13 protein-coding genes are annotated in these 16,355 nt (G+C 57.7%); 5 read left to right on the top strand and 8 right to left on the bottom strand.

Annotated features, from left to right (window positions below; genetic code table 11):
* Window positions 1-14 precede the first annotated feature (14 nt).
* Window positions 15-365, top strand: coding sequence for an RNA recognition motif domain-containing protein (locus H0921_RS10520; RefSeq protein WP_194538023.1), 351 nt, complete (start codon window positions 15-17; stop codon window positions 363-365).
* 97 nt (window positions 366-462) lie between these two features.
* Here the strand turns inward: H0921_RS10520 and selB are convergent, their stop codons facing one another.
* Both selB and H0921_RS10530 read right to left on the bottom strand, forming a co-directional pair.
* Entirely contained in the window at window positions 463-2,496 is a 2,034-nt protein-coding gene (selB, locus tag H0921_RS10525; protein ID WP_194538024.1) for a selenocysteine-specific translation elongation factor, read from the bottom strand.
* A 66-nt stretch (window positions 2,497-2,562) separates the two neighbouring features.
* Window positions 2,563-4,515, bottom strand: a complete 1,953-nt coding sequence (locus tag H0921_RS10530; RefSeq protein WP_194538025.1) for a hypothetical protein — start codon at window positions 4,513-4,515, stop codon at window positions 2,563-2,565.
* 147 nt (window positions 4,516-4,662) lie between these two features.
* Between H0921_RS10530 and H0921_RS10535 the strand changes: the two genes are divergently transcribed.
* Complete coding sequence (locus tag H0921_RS10535) at window positions 4,663-5,283, top strand: D-sedoheptulose-7-phosphate isomerase (RefSeq protein WP_194538026.1); 621 nt, start codon at window positions 4,663-4,665, stop codon at window positions 5,281-5,283.
* Between the two features lie 247 nt (window positions 5,284-5,530).
* On the opposite strand, the gene H0921_RS10540 is transcribed toward H0921_RS10535, so the two are convergent.
* Genes H0921_RS10540 through recO form a run of 3 tightly spaced genes read right to left on the bottom strand, consistent with a single transcriptional unit; the run spans window position 5,531 to window position 8,311 of the window.
* Entirely contained in the window at window positions 5,531-6,238 is a 708-nt protein-coding gene (locus H0921_RS10540; RefSeq protein ID WP_194538027.1) for an LptE family protein, read from the bottom strand.
* The gene (locus H0921_RS10545) at window positions 6,235-7,590 is read right to left on the bottom strand and encodes a tetratricopeptide repeat protein (RefSeq protein WP_194538028.1); all 1,356 of its coding nucleotides are present in this window, start codon (window positions 7,588-7,590) and stop codon (window positions 6,235-6,237) included. The genes H0921_RS10540 and H0921_RS10545 overlap by 4 nt, the downstream gene beginning before the upstream one ends.
* Window positions 7,580-8,311: a DNA repair protein RecO gene (gene recO, locus H0921_RS10550; protein ID WP_194538029.1), complete on the bottom strand. Its 732-nt coding sequence runs from the start codon at window positions 8,309-8,311 to the stop codon at window positions 7,580-7,582. The genes H0921_RS10545 and recO overlap by 11 nt, the downstream gene beginning before the upstream one ends.
* A 172-nt stretch (window positions 8,312-8,483) precedes the next feature.
* On the opposite strand from recO, the gene pdxH reads away from it, so the two are divergent.
* Together pdxH and H0921_RS10560 are read left to right on the top strand one after the other, a co-directional pair.
* The gene (pdxH, locus tag H0921_RS10555; protein WP_194538030.1) at window positions 8,484-9,164 is read left to right on the top strand and encodes a pyridoxamine 5'-phosphate oxidase; all 681 of its coding nucleotides are present in this window, start codon (window positions 8,484-8,486) and stop codon (window positions 9,162-9,164) included.
* A gap of 176 nt (window positions 9,165-9,340) precedes the next feature.
* On the top strand, window positions 9,341-10,588 hold the full coding sequence (locus H0921_RS10560) for a serine hydrolase domain-containing protein (RefSeq protein ID WP_194538031.1): 1,248 nt from the start codon (window positions 9,341-9,343) through the stop codon (window positions 10,586-10,588).
* 44 nt (window positions 10,589-10,632) lie between these two features.
* Here the strand turns inward: H0921_RS10560 and H0921_RS10565 are convergent, their stop codons facing one another.
* Together H0921_RS10565 and H0921_RS10570 are read right to left on the bottom strand one after the other, a co-directional pair.
* Window positions 10,633-11,802, bottom strand: a complete 1,170-nt coding sequence (locus H0921_RS10565; RefSeq protein WP_194538032.1) for a prenyltransferase/squalene oxidase repeat-containing protein — start codon at window positions 11,800-11,802, stop codon at window positions 10,633-10,635.
* Between the two features lie 342 nt (window positions 11,803-12,144).
* Window positions 12,145-13,710 carry a prenyltransferase/squalene oxidase repeat-containing protein gene (locus tag H0921_RS10570; RefSeq protein ID WP_194538033.1) on the bottom strand — a complete coding sequence of 522 codons (1,566 nt, stop codon included), beginning with the start codon at window positions 13,708-13,710 and terminating at the stop codon, window positions 12,145-12,147.
* 480 nt (window positions 13,711-14,190) lie between these two features.
* On the opposite strand from H0921_RS10570, the gene cysK reads away from it, so the two are divergent.
* Window positions 14,191-15,180 (top strand): cysteine synthase A, encoded by a 990-nt coding sequence (gene cysK, locus H0921_RS10575; protein ID WP_194538034.1) that lies wholly within the window; start codon window positions 14,191-14,193, stop codon window positions 15,178-15,180.
* 90 nt (window positions 15,181-15,270) lie between these two features.
* On the opposite strand, the gene H0921_RS10580 is transcribed toward cysK, so the two are convergent.
* Window positions 15,271-16,077 carry a BRcat domain-containing protein gene (locus H0921_RS10580; RefSeq protein WP_194538035.1) on the bottom strand — a complete coding sequence of 269 codons (807 nt, stop codon included), beginning with the start codon at window positions 16,075-16,077 and terminating at the stop codon, window positions 15,271-15,273.
* Window positions 16,078-16,355 lie beyond the last annotated feature (278 nt).

Consider the following 16,355-nt stretch of genomic DNA (forward strand, 5'->3'; position numbering starts at 1 on the left):
GGAGGTAAGTTGTTATGGCCAGCAAGAATTTGTACGTCGGGAATCTGCCGTTCGGGACCACCGATCAGGACCTAACTGAGCTGTTTGCCCAGTTCGGTGTGGTCGTCAAGGCCCAGGTCATTGTGGACCGCGAGACGGGACGGAGCCGCGGTTTTGGCTTCGTGGAAATGAGCAGTGGTGCGGAGGAAGCCATCGCTGCCGTCAATGGTTATGAGTATGGCGGGCGCCGCTTGACTGTCAATGAGGCGCGGCCGCGCGAGGAGCGCCCCCGTGGCGGTCATGGAGGGGGTTACGGTGGCGGTCGCGGTGGCTATGGAGGTGGCCGCGGCGGCCGTGGCGGCTACGGCGACAGAGATCGCTACTAATTCCCCATCCAGCCAGCGGATGACGATCCGTGAATACACCGGGGCGGGATTGTTGGATGTATCCCCCTTAAGTGTATTTCACGGGTTGCCACCGACTTCATGACGCACAGTCGCTATCCTCGCGGGAAGAAACCGCTCGTGGGGATGGCGTAGTAGGTAGTATTGTTGGTGTGGCGGGAATACCGCCCTTTCCCTCCACTTCCGCGGGTGAGGCCAAATAACGCAGGTCCCCTTCTCGCCGGGTCAGCCCGCAACGATCCAAGTACTCGCAGAGCGGAACAGCATATTTGCGAGTCGTACCGAGTAAGTCGCGAACTTCGGCGACGGTTATGCCGGTACCTTGTTGCAAGCGAGCTAGGATACGGCGCCGCATCTCAGCCTCCGCTTCCGCTGCTAGATATAACTGGTCGTTGATGCGGACTAACAATCCCTCGGCCACAGCGACTTCGTAAATATCCTTGAGCGCGTGGGCATTCCCACCGGCCAAGGGGATGAATTCCTTCGGTTCCGGCGGCTGGAAGGGAGAGGCCTGATGAGCCGCCACGATACGATCCTTGAGTTTGCGCTGATTCGCACTCAGTTTCGGTTTGAACGCAGCGTGGGCTATGCGATGGGCATCTCCCACCAAAGTATGGGCAGCCAGCAGGCGGTCGATCAAAGTCTGAATTAGCTCAACATCCCCCAAGTAGCCGAGTTGTGCCACAATTTTTTGCCGATCCAGGCTGGTCAAGAGCGGATACTGCTGGTGCATGCTCTGGACTAAGGTGAGGATACGTTCTTCTGCTTCCTTAAGCCGCCCAGCATGCACAAGCAAAGGTTGATGGCGGGATGGTAAAGCGAGAGATATCAGAGTCCCGTCTTGTTGGAGTTGGGCGAGGCCTTGATGGGCTTCCGCTGGTGTGACCCCCGCATCGCGAATAAAATCCGCCAATTCCGCCCCCTTCAGCCCGGCAAACCAGGCCACCGTGGCCATGCGCTCGTGGGGTGAGGATGATTCCAGCTTTTCCAACTGTTCAATGACTTCGACATGGCGGCGGCGAATTTTATGGGCCACCGGCTGGAGCACTCTTCCCCCGCCTAAAGTGTAGGTGGCCGAGACATCCCGTAGGACAAAGGGTTGACCCCACACACTGGTAATGGGCTGTTCCAGGAACACTTGCGCCAGCGCTTGTTCCCCCGCACGCACCGTGTCGGCATCCAAGAGCGCAAGCGTTCCCATCACCTCAGCAGTACCCGCATGGAAATGGACGGGAAGGCGGTGCCGCAAACCCCGCGGATGCAACGTCGCTGCTTCGACCCGGACGCTCAGCACGCGGCTAGGGCGCAAATAGCCCGGTGTGAACAGTTCCTGACCTCGGCGGACCAGTTCATGGGGGACGCCCGCCAGGTTGATGCCAGCCCTCTGCCCGCGCTGCACTTCGCTCACCGCTCGGCCATGATTGGTCAGGCTCCGCACCCGAACGCGCTCCACCCTGCCATCGCCTTGATGCCACTCCAACTCCTCCCCCACACGTACACGTCCGGACGGCACAGAGCCTGTGACGACTGTCCCGTGACCCTGGACGACAAACGCCCGGTCGATGGGCATGCGGAACCACTGATCCTGAGCGCGGATTTCTACCTGTTCGCAGAGGTGCAGCAAATGACGCTTAAGTTCTTCCAATCCTTCGCCCGTGGTGGCGGAAGTGGCGACAATCGGAGCGTCCGCCAGGAATGTGCCTTGGACCAGATCCCGGATTTCCATTTCCACCACCGAACGGGTCGTCGCATCTACCAGATCGACTTTCGTCATCGCAATCAAGCCGTGGCGTACACCGAGCAAGCGGAGGATAGCGAGATGTTCGCGGGTTTGAGGCATGACGGAATCATCAGCGGCCACAACCAGCAAAGCCAGATCGATGCCCGTGGCACCCGCGAGCATGTTCCGAATAAAGCGCTCATGACCGGGGACATCCACAATTCCCAGGTGGTAGTCGCCGAGTTCCAAGTGGGCAAAACCGATATCAATGGTGATGCCGCGAGCCTTCTCCTCAGGTAGGCGGTCGCAATCGATACCCGTTAGCGCCTTGATCAAAGTGGTTTTGCCATGATCGATATGCCCGGCTGTGCCCAGGATTACGTCGCGTGGCATGGATTTTGTCCCTGTTGGTTCTGCCCGATCTTTCATTGTACTGGTAGGCTAATCGGGCCTGGAAGTTCAGCGATGCCAAATGGAGACAGTTCCTAGCTGAGGCAGGGTGATGGCGTGAACCTGGCGGAATCGATCCTGTTCAAGTAATGCCATCTTGATCGCCGAATTATCTCGCCCCTGAGGTGGAGGTTCGTAAAGCGGACTATGGGGAGGGATTTCGACATACACGATGATTTGAGAGGTGGTTGCTGCAAGCCAGCGTCGCGCGTCTGCCAGCGACACGGGATCGAAGCAGCCGATTTCCCGCAGATTGTGGCGCAAGCCGTTTTTGTGGCCGAAGCGCTCTAGAAACGGCCAGCGCCAGGAAGCCTCTGGAAGATTGCAAAGGATGGCGGTCTCTTCTTGACCGCTCAAATGGGACAGGTAGGCGTTGTACACCACCCGCAAGCTCTGGGAGGGATTACCGTAACCACGTCCGAAGTCGGGCCGGACCTGCGGCGGCTCCAACATTCCTGCCAGTATACCCCCGATGATCAAGAGCACCGCCGCGGAAGCCAAAACGGTGTTTATAAACGGAGGAATTGTTCTGATGATGCCGTTCATCATGGTGGCAAAACCAATGCCAGACATCAGCCAAAACAGAGGAAACCAAGTATGAACAAATCTCATCTGCTCATTGGGATGTAATAGTGTTAGAATACATGATACAATAAACAATAAAGGTATAATCCATTTCCATAAATCATTATTGTTCCTGAGAATAAAATGTGCCATTCCGATAGCAGATAATATACAGCTAATAATTGCTATCCAGTGATGAATAAAGTAATTATTATAAATACCGTCGAAATAGTAATGGCACTTTTGCCAGAAAGTATGATGCAGGATGCCCGGATCGTTTCCCGGACCTGCGTACCACACGAAGAATTGCAAGCGGAAAGGGAGGGCTAACCAAAGCAGGGGGGGAATCGTGGCCCACTCCAAGAGCTTCCTTTGGGGGAGGCCGCATTGCTGTTCCACCGTGTACCGTCCCCGTGTGCTCCACCACATTCCCAAACGTATCAAACTTAGTATGTAGGCTGCTTGGATCAATAATCTTGGTCTTTGTATTCCTATCCGATGACCAAAAATGGTCATTGATATACCATTGCAATAGATAATGACTAGGCTGAGTATTAGCAGGACCAAAATCAGATAGTTAACTAAACTTTTCGATTGTCTTACTAGAAATTTTTCATCAATGATATAATTCAATATCTGCACAGTATATTGTAATACAATTTTTCTGTTGCGGATGGCTTCATGTATGCTGAGGGAAAAGACAACTAGTCCCCAGTAGTTGTACTTGTGCAGGAACAAAGCGGAGAGCGAAGCTCCCAGCCAACAAGCGTGCTTGGACGTCGGATGTTGGACCCATGCGGCATAAGCAACCGCCGCGGTCAAAGTGAGACCTAACCCGAGGCTTTCCAGCATCACATCGGTGGCCATCACCCGCAGAGCCGGGCTGGTAAGGATCAAGCCAACAGTTACAAGTCCGCCGATCGATCCACTTGGCCCCCCCAATCGCCGGACGAGCCAGAAAGCCAGCACGGCGGTCAACATCCAACCGCATAAACTCGGTAGGACAGCAGCTTCGGGAATCAGTCCCACAACCGTAAGAATCAGACCCAGTAGCAGGGGATGCAAAACGGGCCAAGCGACACTCGCTGCATCCAAATCGAGCAACGCCCTCCCGATGTGCCCTTGCCGCAATTCACACGCGATGCAAAGAGCAGCTTGATAATGAGCATTGCGATCATGGTAAATGCTGGACCAACGCAGATCCAGGTGAGACACATAATGGCGATGCGTTATCAGAGCGGCATAGGTCACCAGAGCGAATAGTCCTATCCAGATCAGGAGCGTGCTTAGGTTACCCTTCGAGTGACGTCCCTCCACTAGCAGCGACAGGAGGCGGGAACGGATCCCGTGCCAGAACTTCAGGAAGGGATGGCGTACGGAAAGCGGTGTTGACGGCATAGCCTCTCCCGATTATCACACCGATTCTTAGAATGCCATCGAGCAAGTGAACGCACTTGGAACCCCACGGCTGGATCGACCATATACCACGGTAACCGGATAGCAAACTATCCCATTTCGGACAAACGGACTGGCGAGAGGAAAGCGATGTTAGGTGTCACGCTCAATCCACGACAATTTTTGGACCGAGTAGCGGCCGAACTGCAACGGATCGATCCAGCGCAGGTGCAACGGTTGTCCGACTTGATTTATGAGTGTTATTGCCGCGAGCGATTCGTGTTCATCATTGGTAACGGGGGCAGTGGGTCGAACGCTTCGCACTTCTGCGAGGATTTAGGCAAAGGGACGCTTCACCGCCGATTTTTCGACGACTCCAGCAAACGGCGCTTGAAGGTGCTGAGCCTGACGGATAACACTCCCTACATTCTCGCCTGGGGGAACGATGAGGGTTTCGAGCGAGTCTTTGTTGAGCAGTTGAAGAATTTGGCCAGCGCGGGTGATCTCCTCATTGCCATCAGCGGTTCGGGGAACAGCCCAAACATTTTGCGGGCGGTCGAGTGGGCCAACGCTCATGGATTGACCACCTTCGGCTGTACGGGGTTTTCGGGGGGACGGCTCAAGGAATTGGCTCATCATAACCTCCATGTTCCCCTAGATGACATGGGGATCGTCGAATCCATCCATCTGACCGCCTTCCATTGGGTGGTGGATGATTTGTACCGCCGAATCAGTCTGGACTCTCCGGTTGCTTCTACACCAGCAGCCTGAAGATCGTCGTTGTTGTTCTACGGATGTTGGCAAGCAGCTCTGTGCTCCAGGAATCCTACATTTCTCAAGTCTGGGAACATTGTGGTGTCCGAAGAGGTAGCATCCCCCAAGCGGGCAACGAAATCGTCTGGAAATACGATCGGAGCGAGGCAGGATGTGCGGGAAGCGCCTTATCTGCTGGGGCGGAATAAGTTCGTCAGTGGGTCGGTGGGTTGTGTCCAAGTAAGGATGGTGTCTGGGGCGGTCATCACCAGGGCCGTTCCATCATGGAGACGATCTGCGTGGCGAGCTGATCCTGGACCCGTTTGGCAGCGGAGCTACTGGTTTCGCCCAATTCGGACAAGTATCGTCCGGCGGCGACCAAGCGCGTGGGGATGACTTGAGGTGCTTCGGGCAAGGGAGCTGGAGGGGGGAGATTGGGATCAAAGGGGCCGGGGATGGGTAGGATGTCTCCTGGTAAGGGAGCTGCTGGGGGACGTGCTCCTTTGCGGGGGGCGGAGAGGATAGTGCCGTCACGCAAGTCGCGCCAGACCACATCGACGGTGACAATCAAGTCGCCATCCCGGACCATGTTCTGTTGGGTACGATTGAGGATTTGCTTCTGGATGCCGACGATGACTCCGATCAACTCCGTGTCGGCTCGTTCGGGATCGGAGACAACCCGGAAGGAAGTGGTTCGCCCAATCTCCCGAATGACGGCCTGGGTCAGGTCCACTTCAAAGCCGCGGTAGGGGGTCGTTTGCAAGGCCCGGTTGGCGAAGACTGGGACGTAGACAGTGCGGATGTTGGGATCATAAAGTGCATCTGCACCGAGGCGATACCCGAAAATGTGGATCGGGCCGGTGTTCTGGCAACCAACGAATGCGAGAGCGGTTCCGCCGAGCCAAGACAGGAATGTGCGCCGAGGATGGCATCGCTGGGCGGGGGCAGGGTGGAAGGCGTGGATCGGCTTCATGGCATCTTCCCCGGAGGAGGAACGGAAGCCCCGCGATCTGGAAGATCGCCGGGAAGTGGGTTGGGCGCCTCTGGCTTCATCTCCGTGGCAGAAGGCTGAGGGGAGGATGGGCTAGGAGGGGACGCTGGCTGTGGGGGAGTAGGGGGAGCCGTGGGAGCGGGCACTTGGCTAGAAGCTGGCGTGATCACCGGTTGAGGATCCCCGAACCATTCTTTCCATTTGGCTTGCAGAATGGCCCAAGGGTCATTCCCTGGTGCAGGCCGCCCCGCTTGGGCGAGCGCGAGCAGATGTTCCTTGCGTTGTGTGGCGAGGTCGGCGTAGCGGGTGCCGGCATAGCGGCGGCGGACGAGTTCATAGTAGAAAACCGCCGATCCGGGATGGCCGGTGCGCTCGTAGTATTCGGCGGTGCGCAGATCGTGTTCTGCCTGTTGCTGGCGAATAGCTTGTTTGGCGCGGCGCAGGCGTTCGGAGAGCTGCGGGTCCTGAGTGAATTCCGGCAAGCTCGTTTCTGCCATGTGAATCAGGTGTAGAGCTTCGGCGGCGCGGCGGATGTCGTAATCCGGTCCTCCGGTGGCGGCATTTTTGGCTTGCACGGCATAGAGGAGCGCATGCGGCAGCAAGGGGCTGTCCTTGTGGAATTCGACGAGTTGGCTGAAGCAGTGATCGGCTTCCTGAAAGTTGCCCCGGACGAAGTTGATGTAACCACACCAGAACATGGCCTTGTCGGCGTAAGGGCCGGAAATGTCCTGCACCCAGATGTTGTTGAGGGTTTCCAGGAGCCGCCCCTCCTGATCGATAGCGGGCCGAGTGCGATCGAAGGGGTTCGGCCAGCGGGGGCGCCAGTAGAGGATGCCGGATTCGTCTTTGCGCCGAGCGAGTTCATCGCGGAAATCGTTGAGCCAGTAGTCGGCAATCTGATACATGCGGTTACAGGCATCGCGGCGATAAGCCCCAGCAGGGAAGTCCAGAAGTAGCCGGTGATAAGTATCCACAGCTTCCGGATAGTGGCCTTCGTGGAAGCGGCACTCGGCCTGGAAGAAACGTGCCCGTTCGGCTAGGTCAGTCGGATTGCCCTGGTTGTCGGCCAGTTTCTTGTAGATTTTGCGGGCTTGAGAGTAACGTCCCTCGGCGAAGAGGCGGTCGGCCTCGGTCATTTTCTCCTGGGCTTTAGGGTCCTGATAGCTGCTATCGAAGACGGCATGGCGGAACTGGACAGCCCGCTCGCGGAAGTTCTGCCAACTGTGGCAGCCAGTGGTGCCGACCCAAAGGGCGGCTAGCAGACACCAGAGGAGGAGCACCGTGCGGGGAGCGCCTAGACGGTGATATTTTGTTCTGGCTGTGTTACTGGCCATCCAGATACCTCAGCATTTTCGGTCGCCGGCCCAGTACCTGGGTAACGGCCAGACCCAGAGCCTGGCGGACATCACAGGGCGGGGGGAGGGAGGCGGGTAAAGCTTCCCCTTGCGACAACCGCTGCAACCACAACCAGCTACCGGGGGAGAGGCGTACTCCTTCCAAAACCCGGCTGCGGCATTGAGGGCAGACCACTCCACCCGCTGCCGGACTCCATACCACATCCTCCCCCCCGACGGACCCCCCGCAGACAGCACAGGCATCCAGGCGTGGGCTATAACCAACTTCCCGCAACCAAGCAAGTTCAAATTCCGTGGCGACTAGGGCAGGATGTCTACCGGCTTCGAGGGATTCCAAGGCGGAAATGGCGGTGTCGTAGAGGGTCGGGTGCGGATCGTAATCTTGGGTTCCTTCTGCGAGCAGTTCCGCCAAGTAGTAGCCGACATATAAAGCAGCCAAGCTTTTCCGTAGGATGGCAAAGCGCTGTTCTACCCGTGCTTCCGTGAGCAGGTCGAGTCCGCCGTGACCTTTGCGAATGACCATCACCCGGCAGACAGTAAGCAGGTCGAAAGCGATCTCGAAATTGGAGCGCAAGCGCCGCCCGCCTTTGGCCAAGGCGCGTATCTTGCCCCATTCGCGTGTGAAAAGAGTGACGATGCGGCTGGTTTCACTCCAGTCACTGGCTCGGACTACCAGTCCCGTGGCTGCTTCCGCTGGCATCTGGACGGCCCTCGGTATTCCACCTCTTGGGTTGGGAATATAGTGATGGTATGTCTAGGAATGATATGTCGCGCAGGTTGCTGCAAGCCGGAGGGAGGACGTTACGGCTAGGTGGGGCGGAGTCAAAATCGCCCTTCCTCGAAGGGGTAAATGCCGACTTCAGGGAATCACGATGGTCGAACACACCAATCCATCAGGATCGGGTTTGGGCCGCTCACTCGCAGAGTTACGCCAGGAGTACAGCCAGGGTGGTTTGTCGGAAGAGCAAGCCGGAGACGATCCCCTGGCATTATTTCAACGGTGGTTCGAGGAGGCTTTGGCCGCAGGCTTGCCGGAGCCGAATGCCATGGTTCTGGCAACGGCGGCTCCAGACGGAAAGCCTTCCGCCCGCATGGTCCTGCTCAAAGGTTTCGATGAACGGGGTCTGACCTTTTTCACGAGCTATCAAAGTCGCAAGGCCCGCGAATTATCCGCCAATCCGCAGGCCGCCCTGGTTTTTCCCTGGCACCCTCTGGAGCGGCAGGTACGTGTGGAAGGAATCGTAGAGTTGACCAGCGCGGAAGAATCGGATGAATATTTTCGAACCCGTCCCTTGGGTTCGCGCCTGGGGGCCTGGGCATCCGAACAAAGTGCAGTCATTCCGGATCGGACCTATCTGGAACGCCTGCATGCGGAGTGGATGGCTCGGTATCCGGATGGGAACATTCCGCGCCCGCCCCATTGGGGGGGATATCGCCTGGTGCCTTTCGTGTTCGAGTTCTGGCAAGGACGACCCAACCGCCTGCATGACCGCATCCAGTTTTCCCGCAGCCGGGTAGGCGCTCCCTGGCAGCGCTGCCGTCTGGCCCCGTGATGGCCGGCTAAACGCCAGCGGAACCGCGCGGGCTTTTCGGCATGCGGCAAGGCGTGCTCGTAACGTTGCTTTTGGGGATACGCCCGCATCGGGGAACCAATAGCAGGGCAGTGTATGACTTAGGGGAGGTACCGTTATTGGGAAGCAATGCTTCAGTTCGAGGGGGAGGCGGAGACATGCAACGGCGTGAGTGGTTACGAAGCTCATTGTTTGCCGTATTGGCTCACCTATCAGGTGGGAAATCGGGCGGTACCGCGGCACCGATCGGTTATACCGCTATCTCCAGCTTGGCAGGGGGGTTATTCCCATCCGGTGTCTCGGAGGTGCTGAAGCAAATTGATGCAGCTGTCCAGCAGGCCATCGAACAGGGAGAAACTGCGGGAGCCGTCGTGCACATCTTACACAAGGACCGCTCGCTTTATATCAAGGCCTTCGGCGACCGCTTGCAACAACCCCAGCGGCAGCCGATGACGATGGACACCCTCTTTGATCTGGCTTCGCTGACCAAACCGGTGGCGACAGCCAGTGCCGTCATGCATCTGGTCGAGGCAGGACAATTGCGTGTCAGTGACACGGTTGCCCGGTACTGGCCTGAATTTGCAGCAGAAGGTAAGGAAAAGGTCACTCTCGAACACCTGTTGCTCCACACAGCGGGGCTGATTGCGGACAATCCCCTGGCGGACTATGCGGCGGGTGCGAAGCAAGCCTGGGAACGGATTGCACGCTTGAAATTGCTGAATCCGCCGGGCGAGCGGTTCCGTTACTCGGACGTTGGGTATCTCGTCCTGGGTCGCGTGGTGGAACTTGTCAGCGGACAGTCCTTGGAAGTTTTTTGCCGCAAGCAGCTCTGGGAACCTTTGGGAATGAAGGACACGGACTATAAGCTAACCGAGGATCAGAAGCGCCGCTCCGCTGGAACAGGGCGCCGGCAAGAGCGGATGCTTCAGGGCGAGGTCCATGATCCACGAGCTGCTCTCCTCGGAGGCATCGCCGGCCATGCCGGTTTGTTTTCGACAGCTCAGGACCTGGCTCGATTCTGCCGCATGCTCCTGCAAGGCGGAGAACTCGATGGGAAACGACTGTTCCGCGAATCGACCGTCCGGCAATGGACAACTCCCCGCAAGGTCACAGTGGGCCAATCCCCCTCAGGTGCCGTAACCACCGGCTTGCGAACCTACGGTTGGGACGTGGATACCCCTTATTCCGCACCACGAGGTGATCTGTTTCCCAGGGACCGCAGCTTCGGACATACCGGTTTTACCGGCACCAGTCTGTGGCTTGATCCGGCGACACAAACCGCGGTGATCCTGCTCACCAATCGCCTCCATCCTGATGAAAAGGGGAACGTGACTCCTTTGCGGCGGCAGGTGGGCACACTCGCGGCGCAAGCCGTCGGCTACGGCCAGGCGAAGAAAAAACCGTGATCCTACCGGAGGATAACCGCGGGAGTCGGTCAAAGGCCGGTAGATTAGCGCCGGACTTGCAGATTCTTGTGGCACAATGCTAAAGCGATGACAGCTTGCGCGGTGGCTACCAAAGGCTCGTTTTCTCGCACGAGTTCCAGAGGATTTTCCCAACGCCCATCTGGTTTCTGCTGGTTCAACAAAGCCTGTGCTAGCTCATGGGCCCAGTGGCGTTGTCCCGGCAAGACCAGTCGGTGCTCGGCGAAAGCGCGAGCTAGCGAACTGGCGTAATAGTAGTACACAGCGTTGCGATTGGAGGCATGATCGGGGATGTAGGCACCGGGATGTTCTGCGGCCTGGAAGTGGCGCAGGAGCCAATCAGCAGCGGCTCGGAGGCGGGCATCGTCCTGGAGTTGAGGGTCTGTGGCCTGCACTTTGTGGCAAAGGGCCAAAGCGCGGTAGCCGTCTGCCGTCATGCTCCCATAGGAAGGGAAGCCAGGGCCAGCGGGCTGTGAGGAAGCCGAAGATGTCGATAGCGGAGGGTTAGCCAAACCCGCTTTGTTGCGGACCGGGTCGCCGGGTACGAAGCGGAAACCCCCATCACGCACGTGGGAGGGAACCTCACTGCCCCAATTCTGCATCCGGCGAATGAAGACCAACGCTTTGCGAGCTGTGGCGGTATCCAGTGCCTCCGCTTGCGCTAGACCTTGCAAGGCAAAAAGTGTGGCCGACAGGTTCGACTCCGTGTGAGCTGGTGCGAACTTCCCCGGCTCCGGTTTGTAGGGGATGAGGCGGCAATAACCCCAACCGCCGTAGTGATCATCCTCCGGTTTCCAGCCGTTGGCCTCCGTTAATTGCCGTTGGAGCAAGTAACGGACCCAACCTTGGCGTAACGGTTTCATTTCCTGAGCGGTAGCGTGGGAGAAGACTTCCAGTGTTAAGGCCGCAGTGTAGACCGGGTATTCCAGTTGGTCCTCTTTCAGCCCGAGGGTGCCATCCGGCTGACTCCAACGGGCCAAAAAGCGGTATCCCCGTTGCAATGTGGGGAGCACATCAGGCAAGTCGGGGTCTACATCATAAGCGTGCTGAAGCGCCAGGAGGACCAACGGTGTCAAAGCGGAGCCATCCTTGAAAACAGCGTAAAGATCGGAACGCCAGGCTCCGTCCTGGTCCTGATGCTGGCGGAGGAACATGACGGCTTGACGGAGGGCGGCCGCGGTTCGGGTTGCTTCCACCTTTCCAACTCCAGATTGGGACAAGGAGTTGGCTGGCGGGGATTGATCCGCTTGGGAATCCGTACCTGCGGATTCAGGACAATCTGGGGGTTGACCCGGCGGGGTACATCCTGTCAGCAGCACCCCTCCCCAAGACAGAATTGTCAGGAGCAACAAGTGGCGTGCCGGAGTCATGGCTAGCGATGGATCGGGTGGAGTAGCGGGATACCCCGCCGACCTAATGGAATTTAGATTTGGTGTAGGCTACGTGATGGAATTTGGGTTTAGGGGATCGCTCCAGGGGCGGAGTTCGTCTGGTGTACTGGGCGATCCCCTCGAATCATTACGGTTAGCAGGTGACTTTTATTTGTCCGATTTGGGCACCTGGTTTTGGGAGGGCGAAAGGCTCCGTTTCTCCCGCTCCGCCGCAATGACTTCTACGGGGAAGGGAGTACGGTCGGCCATGAGAACGAGCAGAGCGGCAGCTGTGCAGAATGTGCGGCCCGTGATGCAGTGATGCCCTTGCCAAGAGCCATCGCGATCCTGGGCTGCTTCCAGTCCCTTGGTCATTCGGGCATCCCATTCCTCCCACTCTTTGCCTCCTTTGAGCACCAGGGTTTCACTGATGTTGAGGAAACTGAGGAATTCCTCACCGCCGTTGTTGCCGAAGCCTGCCAGGAAGCGCTGATCTCTCGCGTTGCGAGTTAGGTCGGCTTGGACAGCGGCGTTTTGCCGTTCCAGGCGGTCCAGCTCGGCCAGTTTCCGTTCCGCGGCTAGCCGGGCTGCGGGTGGAGCATTTTTGTTTTGGAGGACTTCTCGGGCCTTGGCTGCATCCAGACGTAGGCTATTGACCACGTCTTGCAGATTCCCAGCACCCTGGCTCGCGCTGTAGAGAGCAATGCCAGCGTCGGAGGGCGCGGCAGGTCCAGCAGCGGGGCGAGCGGGGCGAGCACCGTCGGCACCTGCCAGGCCAAAGCCTCCTGCCGGCGCACGGCCAGCGTTGTCGGCTGCCGTTTTCGCCTGAGCCACAATACGCTTCAGCACAACCTCGTCCACCTGAGCGCCGCGCTCCCGTGCACGGGCTACGCTCTTATTGGCAATTCCAATCGAGAGAGTAGATGCCCAGCCGACATTGCCCGCAAAGCTGCCATCTGGTCCCTGATGCCGCACGATCTTGGTCATCGTCTTTTCCAGAGCTGCCACGACCCGCGGTTCCAAACGTCCGGCTTTCCCCCGCAACTCGGCGAGCACCAAGTTCGCCATGAAGGTGTCCACGTATCGCCCGATCTTGCTCTGCAATTGCGTGCCGCGGATATCGGTGACATAAAGCGAGTCGCTGTCCGCTTTTTCCACGTGCTTGAGGATGAACTCCAGACCTCGTTGGACGGCTTCCCGGTACTCGCCCTCGGTCGGTGTATTACCCGCTCGAATCAAAGCGAGCAGGGCAAAGGCGGTATTGCCGACATCGGAGGGGTCCTCGACATTGGGTCCCTCAATTCGTCCGCCGCCGATATTCTGGCGCCAGCCACCCCCCTGATTCCAGCCGCCATCCGGCCGTTGGTTTCTCACCAAGTATTCCAAGCCTTTCTTGACGGCAGGACTGAGGGGTTTCGGCTTGACTGCAAAATCTGTCTTGGCAATGTCATTGGTGACTTTCACCGGAGAAATGGATTTATCCGGCTTCGATTCGGGCAGATAGTGATCCGATACTTCACGAGCAGGCTCACCGACTACGCCCCCTCCGGGAATAAGCTCAAATCCCCCGCCGGAGGGGTAACCCGCCGGGGGCGGCGGTCCTTCACGCGGCGCTACGGGCGGTGCTGGACGCCGCACAGGCTTCTCGTCGGCTTGCAGCCAATAACTGCTTCCGAACAGAACACCTGCTCCCAAACTCAGGGCAAACAACGCACGGCGCAACGTCTTTGACATGGCTTTTCTCCTGAACCTCAATCATACGGACAGCGGCGGGTAGCTCACCTTCGGGAAAATTACACGCCGGAGCACGGATGAGTTGTTCTGTTACCGGGCGCCCGCTTCTTGCCTTTCACCGATGCTCGATAGTATTGACGAGGTACCTTGGGATTTCGTTTGCCCGTTCCGGTTTTTTCCGAAAATTAGCATCACTACCTTGACAAGCGGAGACCGGGTGAAGTCGGTGGGCCAACCTAATCCTTTGTCTTTGGCCTTGGTGAATCTATTTTCCTCCTAATTTTTTGTGGTTTCCAAGAAAACGGATGGGAAACAAGACACGTGACACGAGGGCGCGTGGTCTGCCGAACTAGCATTGGGAAAAACTAGTCTTGTTTTTTGGCTCCTGGATTGCTAAATTGTTCACCAAATGAGTAGCATTAGTCTGCTTTGTGTGGTTAGCGTGGCATTTGGGGTATCAGGAAAGCTGAGGAAGGGATCATGGCGGTTGAAACGGGTTTTCGTACGCAAGTATACGACGATATTACCCAAACGATAGGGCATACTCCGCTGGTCCGGCTACGGCGTGTGGTTGGGAATACTAAAGCCACGGTGCTGGGGAAGCTGGAGAATTTCAATCCCCTGTGGTCCGTCAAGGATCGGATCGGGGTGGCAATGATCGATGCAGCGGAGAAGGCGGGGAAAATCACGCCGGAGACAATCATCATAGAGCCGACGAGTGGGAATACGGGGATTGGCTTAGCATTCACCTGTGCTGCCCGCGGTTACAAGCTGATGGTGACAATGCCTGAGAGCATGTCCTTGGAGCGCCAGCGACTGCTCAAGGCGTTCGGGGCCAAGGTGGTCCTGACTCCCCGCGAATTGGGCATGCGCGGGGCGGTGGCTGAGGCCAATCGGATCTTCGAAGAATTAGGAGGTGAGCCGCGCGCCTTCATGCCCCAGCAGTTCAAGAACCCCGCTAACCCGGAGATACACCGGCGTACGACGGCGGAAGAAATCTGGCGGGCGACCAATGGCCAGATTGACATTCTCGTGTCCGGCGTCGGCACAGGGGGAACCATCACAGGATGCGGGGAAGTGCTCAAAGCCCGGAAGCCTAGCGTCCGATGCATTGCCGTGGAGCCGGCGGCTAGTCCTGTCATCACCCAACATCTCGTCCAGGGGATTCCCAAGGATCAAGTCAAACCCGGACCGCACAAAATCCAGGGTATCGGCGCCGGTTTTATTCCTGATGTCTTGAATGTGTCCATCATTGACGAAGTTATGACAGTTACAGATGAAGAGGCTTTTGAGATGGCCCGGCGCTTGGCCAAGGAAGAGGGAATGCTCTGCGGTATCTCTTGTGGGGCAGCCGCCGCTGCCGCGGTGAAAGTCGCCCAGCGACCCGAAAACGCAGGCAAGGTGATCGTTGTCATCCTGCCGGACCTCGGAGAACGCTATCTCTCCACCGCCTTATTCCCGCAGGATTGATCCCGTCCTCCTGGGCACAAAAAGGTAGGGATTACACTCTGCCTTTGGTGGAGGGGGTGAGGATTCACACTGGCATCTTACCGGCCGGCCTCACTTTTGCTTGCTAAGTTTGGGAATGAGACGGGGCTGTCCCCAAATGGGATGTTGGATGTCGCCATCCAATTCAAAGATCACCTCCATGCGCTGACGCCGCTGAGCCTTATCTTCCCATTCGATGGCCAGGGTGCGCTGGTTGATGGCTTCTAGTATGCGCCAACGGCCTTCAAAGCGGTGGTCAGGTGGACCCATCGGTGTCGACATTGTCAAGCTCACGCGGCCGTCCGTCTCATATACGATTGTGATCGGATAAGGCAGGTCCGTGTGCCAGGTACCGGGGAGTAATTCGCGTTTTTCGGCAATGATGGCCCGTGCCACATCTTCTGGCAAGGGTGGTAGCTTCGGCGGAGGGGGCATCGGCGGGGGTGGCGGGATACCGCCGCTCCGTTTCGCAGCGGGACGGTCTTGGGATTTGTTGGATGCATTGGAACCATCATCGGTAGGACCGAACACAGGTTCTGTTGCGTTGCTATCCGAGGTAGCAGCAATATCCCGTTGGGGAACCATCTTCTGGTAGTAGAGATATGCCAGGCCCCCAACCACCCCGATTAGCACTAATGTGCCTGCGGCATAACCCCACCAGGGAAGGGGGGAGTTGACAGGCGGTGGGGCGGTTTCACAGGGTGCTGTTGGTTCGGCTATTTCCGCGGCATAAACTTCTTGTTGGTCGGATAACGGAGTCAAAGCCGGGAATGCGTGCCCGCATTGGGGGCAATGGAGCGAATCCTCCGGCCAGGCGACACTTTCCAGGATGACTAACGACTGGCAGGTGGGGCACTGGAATGAAATCGTTTCGCGCATTGATGGCTCCTTGCAAGGTGGAACCGGGGGGAGGAAGGGACTTTTGTCAGAATCTTCCCTCGTGCTACACCGGAGCTAAGCTCGTAACGAGAATCGCTGGGAGCGAATCCAGGTGTGGAATCTCAGAGAGACTACCGAGGCCATGCCTGCCTCATTTCTGCATTCAAGTTACACCCTGCCGCGCGAGATGCAAGGGGCGCTCCGGGATGAATTGAAGGCCGCTTGCTTTAGATACGGAAACTCAATTTGCGGCTTACGACCGGATAGCCAGATCACGT

The sequence above is a fragment of the Thermogemmata fonticola genome, from assembly GCF_013694095.1.
Classification (GTDB): domain Bacteria; phylum Planctomycetota; class Planctomycetia; order Gemmatales; family Gemmataceae; genus Thermogemmata; species Thermogemmata fonticola.

Coding starts and splice junctions, on each gene's coding strand:
- H0921_RS10520 (WP_194538023.1), top strand. CDS start 15: ATGGCCAGCAAGAATTTGTACGTCGGGAATCTGCCGTTCGGGACCACC.
- H0921_RS10530 (WP_194538025.1), bottom strand. CDS start 4,515: ATGCCGTCAACACCGCTTTCCGTACGCCATCCCTTCCTGAAGTTCTGG.
- recO (WP_194538029.1), bottom strand. CDS start 8,311: ATGCCAGCGGAAGCAGCCACGGGACTGGTAGTCCGAGCCAGTGACTGG.
- pdxH (WP_194538030.1), top strand. CDS start 8,484: ATGGTCGAACACACCAATCCATCAGGATCGGGTTTGGGCCGCTCACTC.
- H0921_RS10540 (WP_194538027.1), bottom strand. CDS start 6,238: ATGAAGCCGATCCACGCCTTCCACCCTGCCCCCGCCCAGCGATGCCAT.
- H0921_RS10560 (WP_194538031.1), top strand. CDS start 9,341: ATGCAACGGCGTGAGTGGTTACGAAGCTCATTGTTTGCCGTATTGGCT.
- H0921_RS10570 (WP_194538033.1), bottom strand. CDS start 13,710: ATGTCAAAGACGTTGCGCCGTGCGTTGTTTGCCCTGAGTTTGGGAGCA.
- H0921_RS10535 (WP_194538026.1), top strand. CDS start 4,663: ATGTTAGGTGTCACGCTCAATCCACGACAATTTTTGGACCGAGTAGCG.
- selB (WP_194538024.1), bottom strand. CDS start 2,496: ATGCCACGCGACGTAATCCTGGGCACAGCCGGGCATATCGATCATGGC.
- H0921_RS10580 (WP_194538035.1), bottom strand. CDS start 16,077: ATGCGCGAAACGATTTCATTCCAGTGCCCCACCTGCCAGTCGTTAGTC.
- H0921_RS10545 (WP_194538028.1), bottom strand. CDS start 7,590: ATGGCCAGTAACACAGCCAGAACAAAATATCACCGTCTAGGCGCTCCC.
- cysK (WP_194538034.1), top strand. CDS start 14,191: ATGGCGGTTGAAACGGGTTTTCGTACGCAAGTATACGACGATATTACC.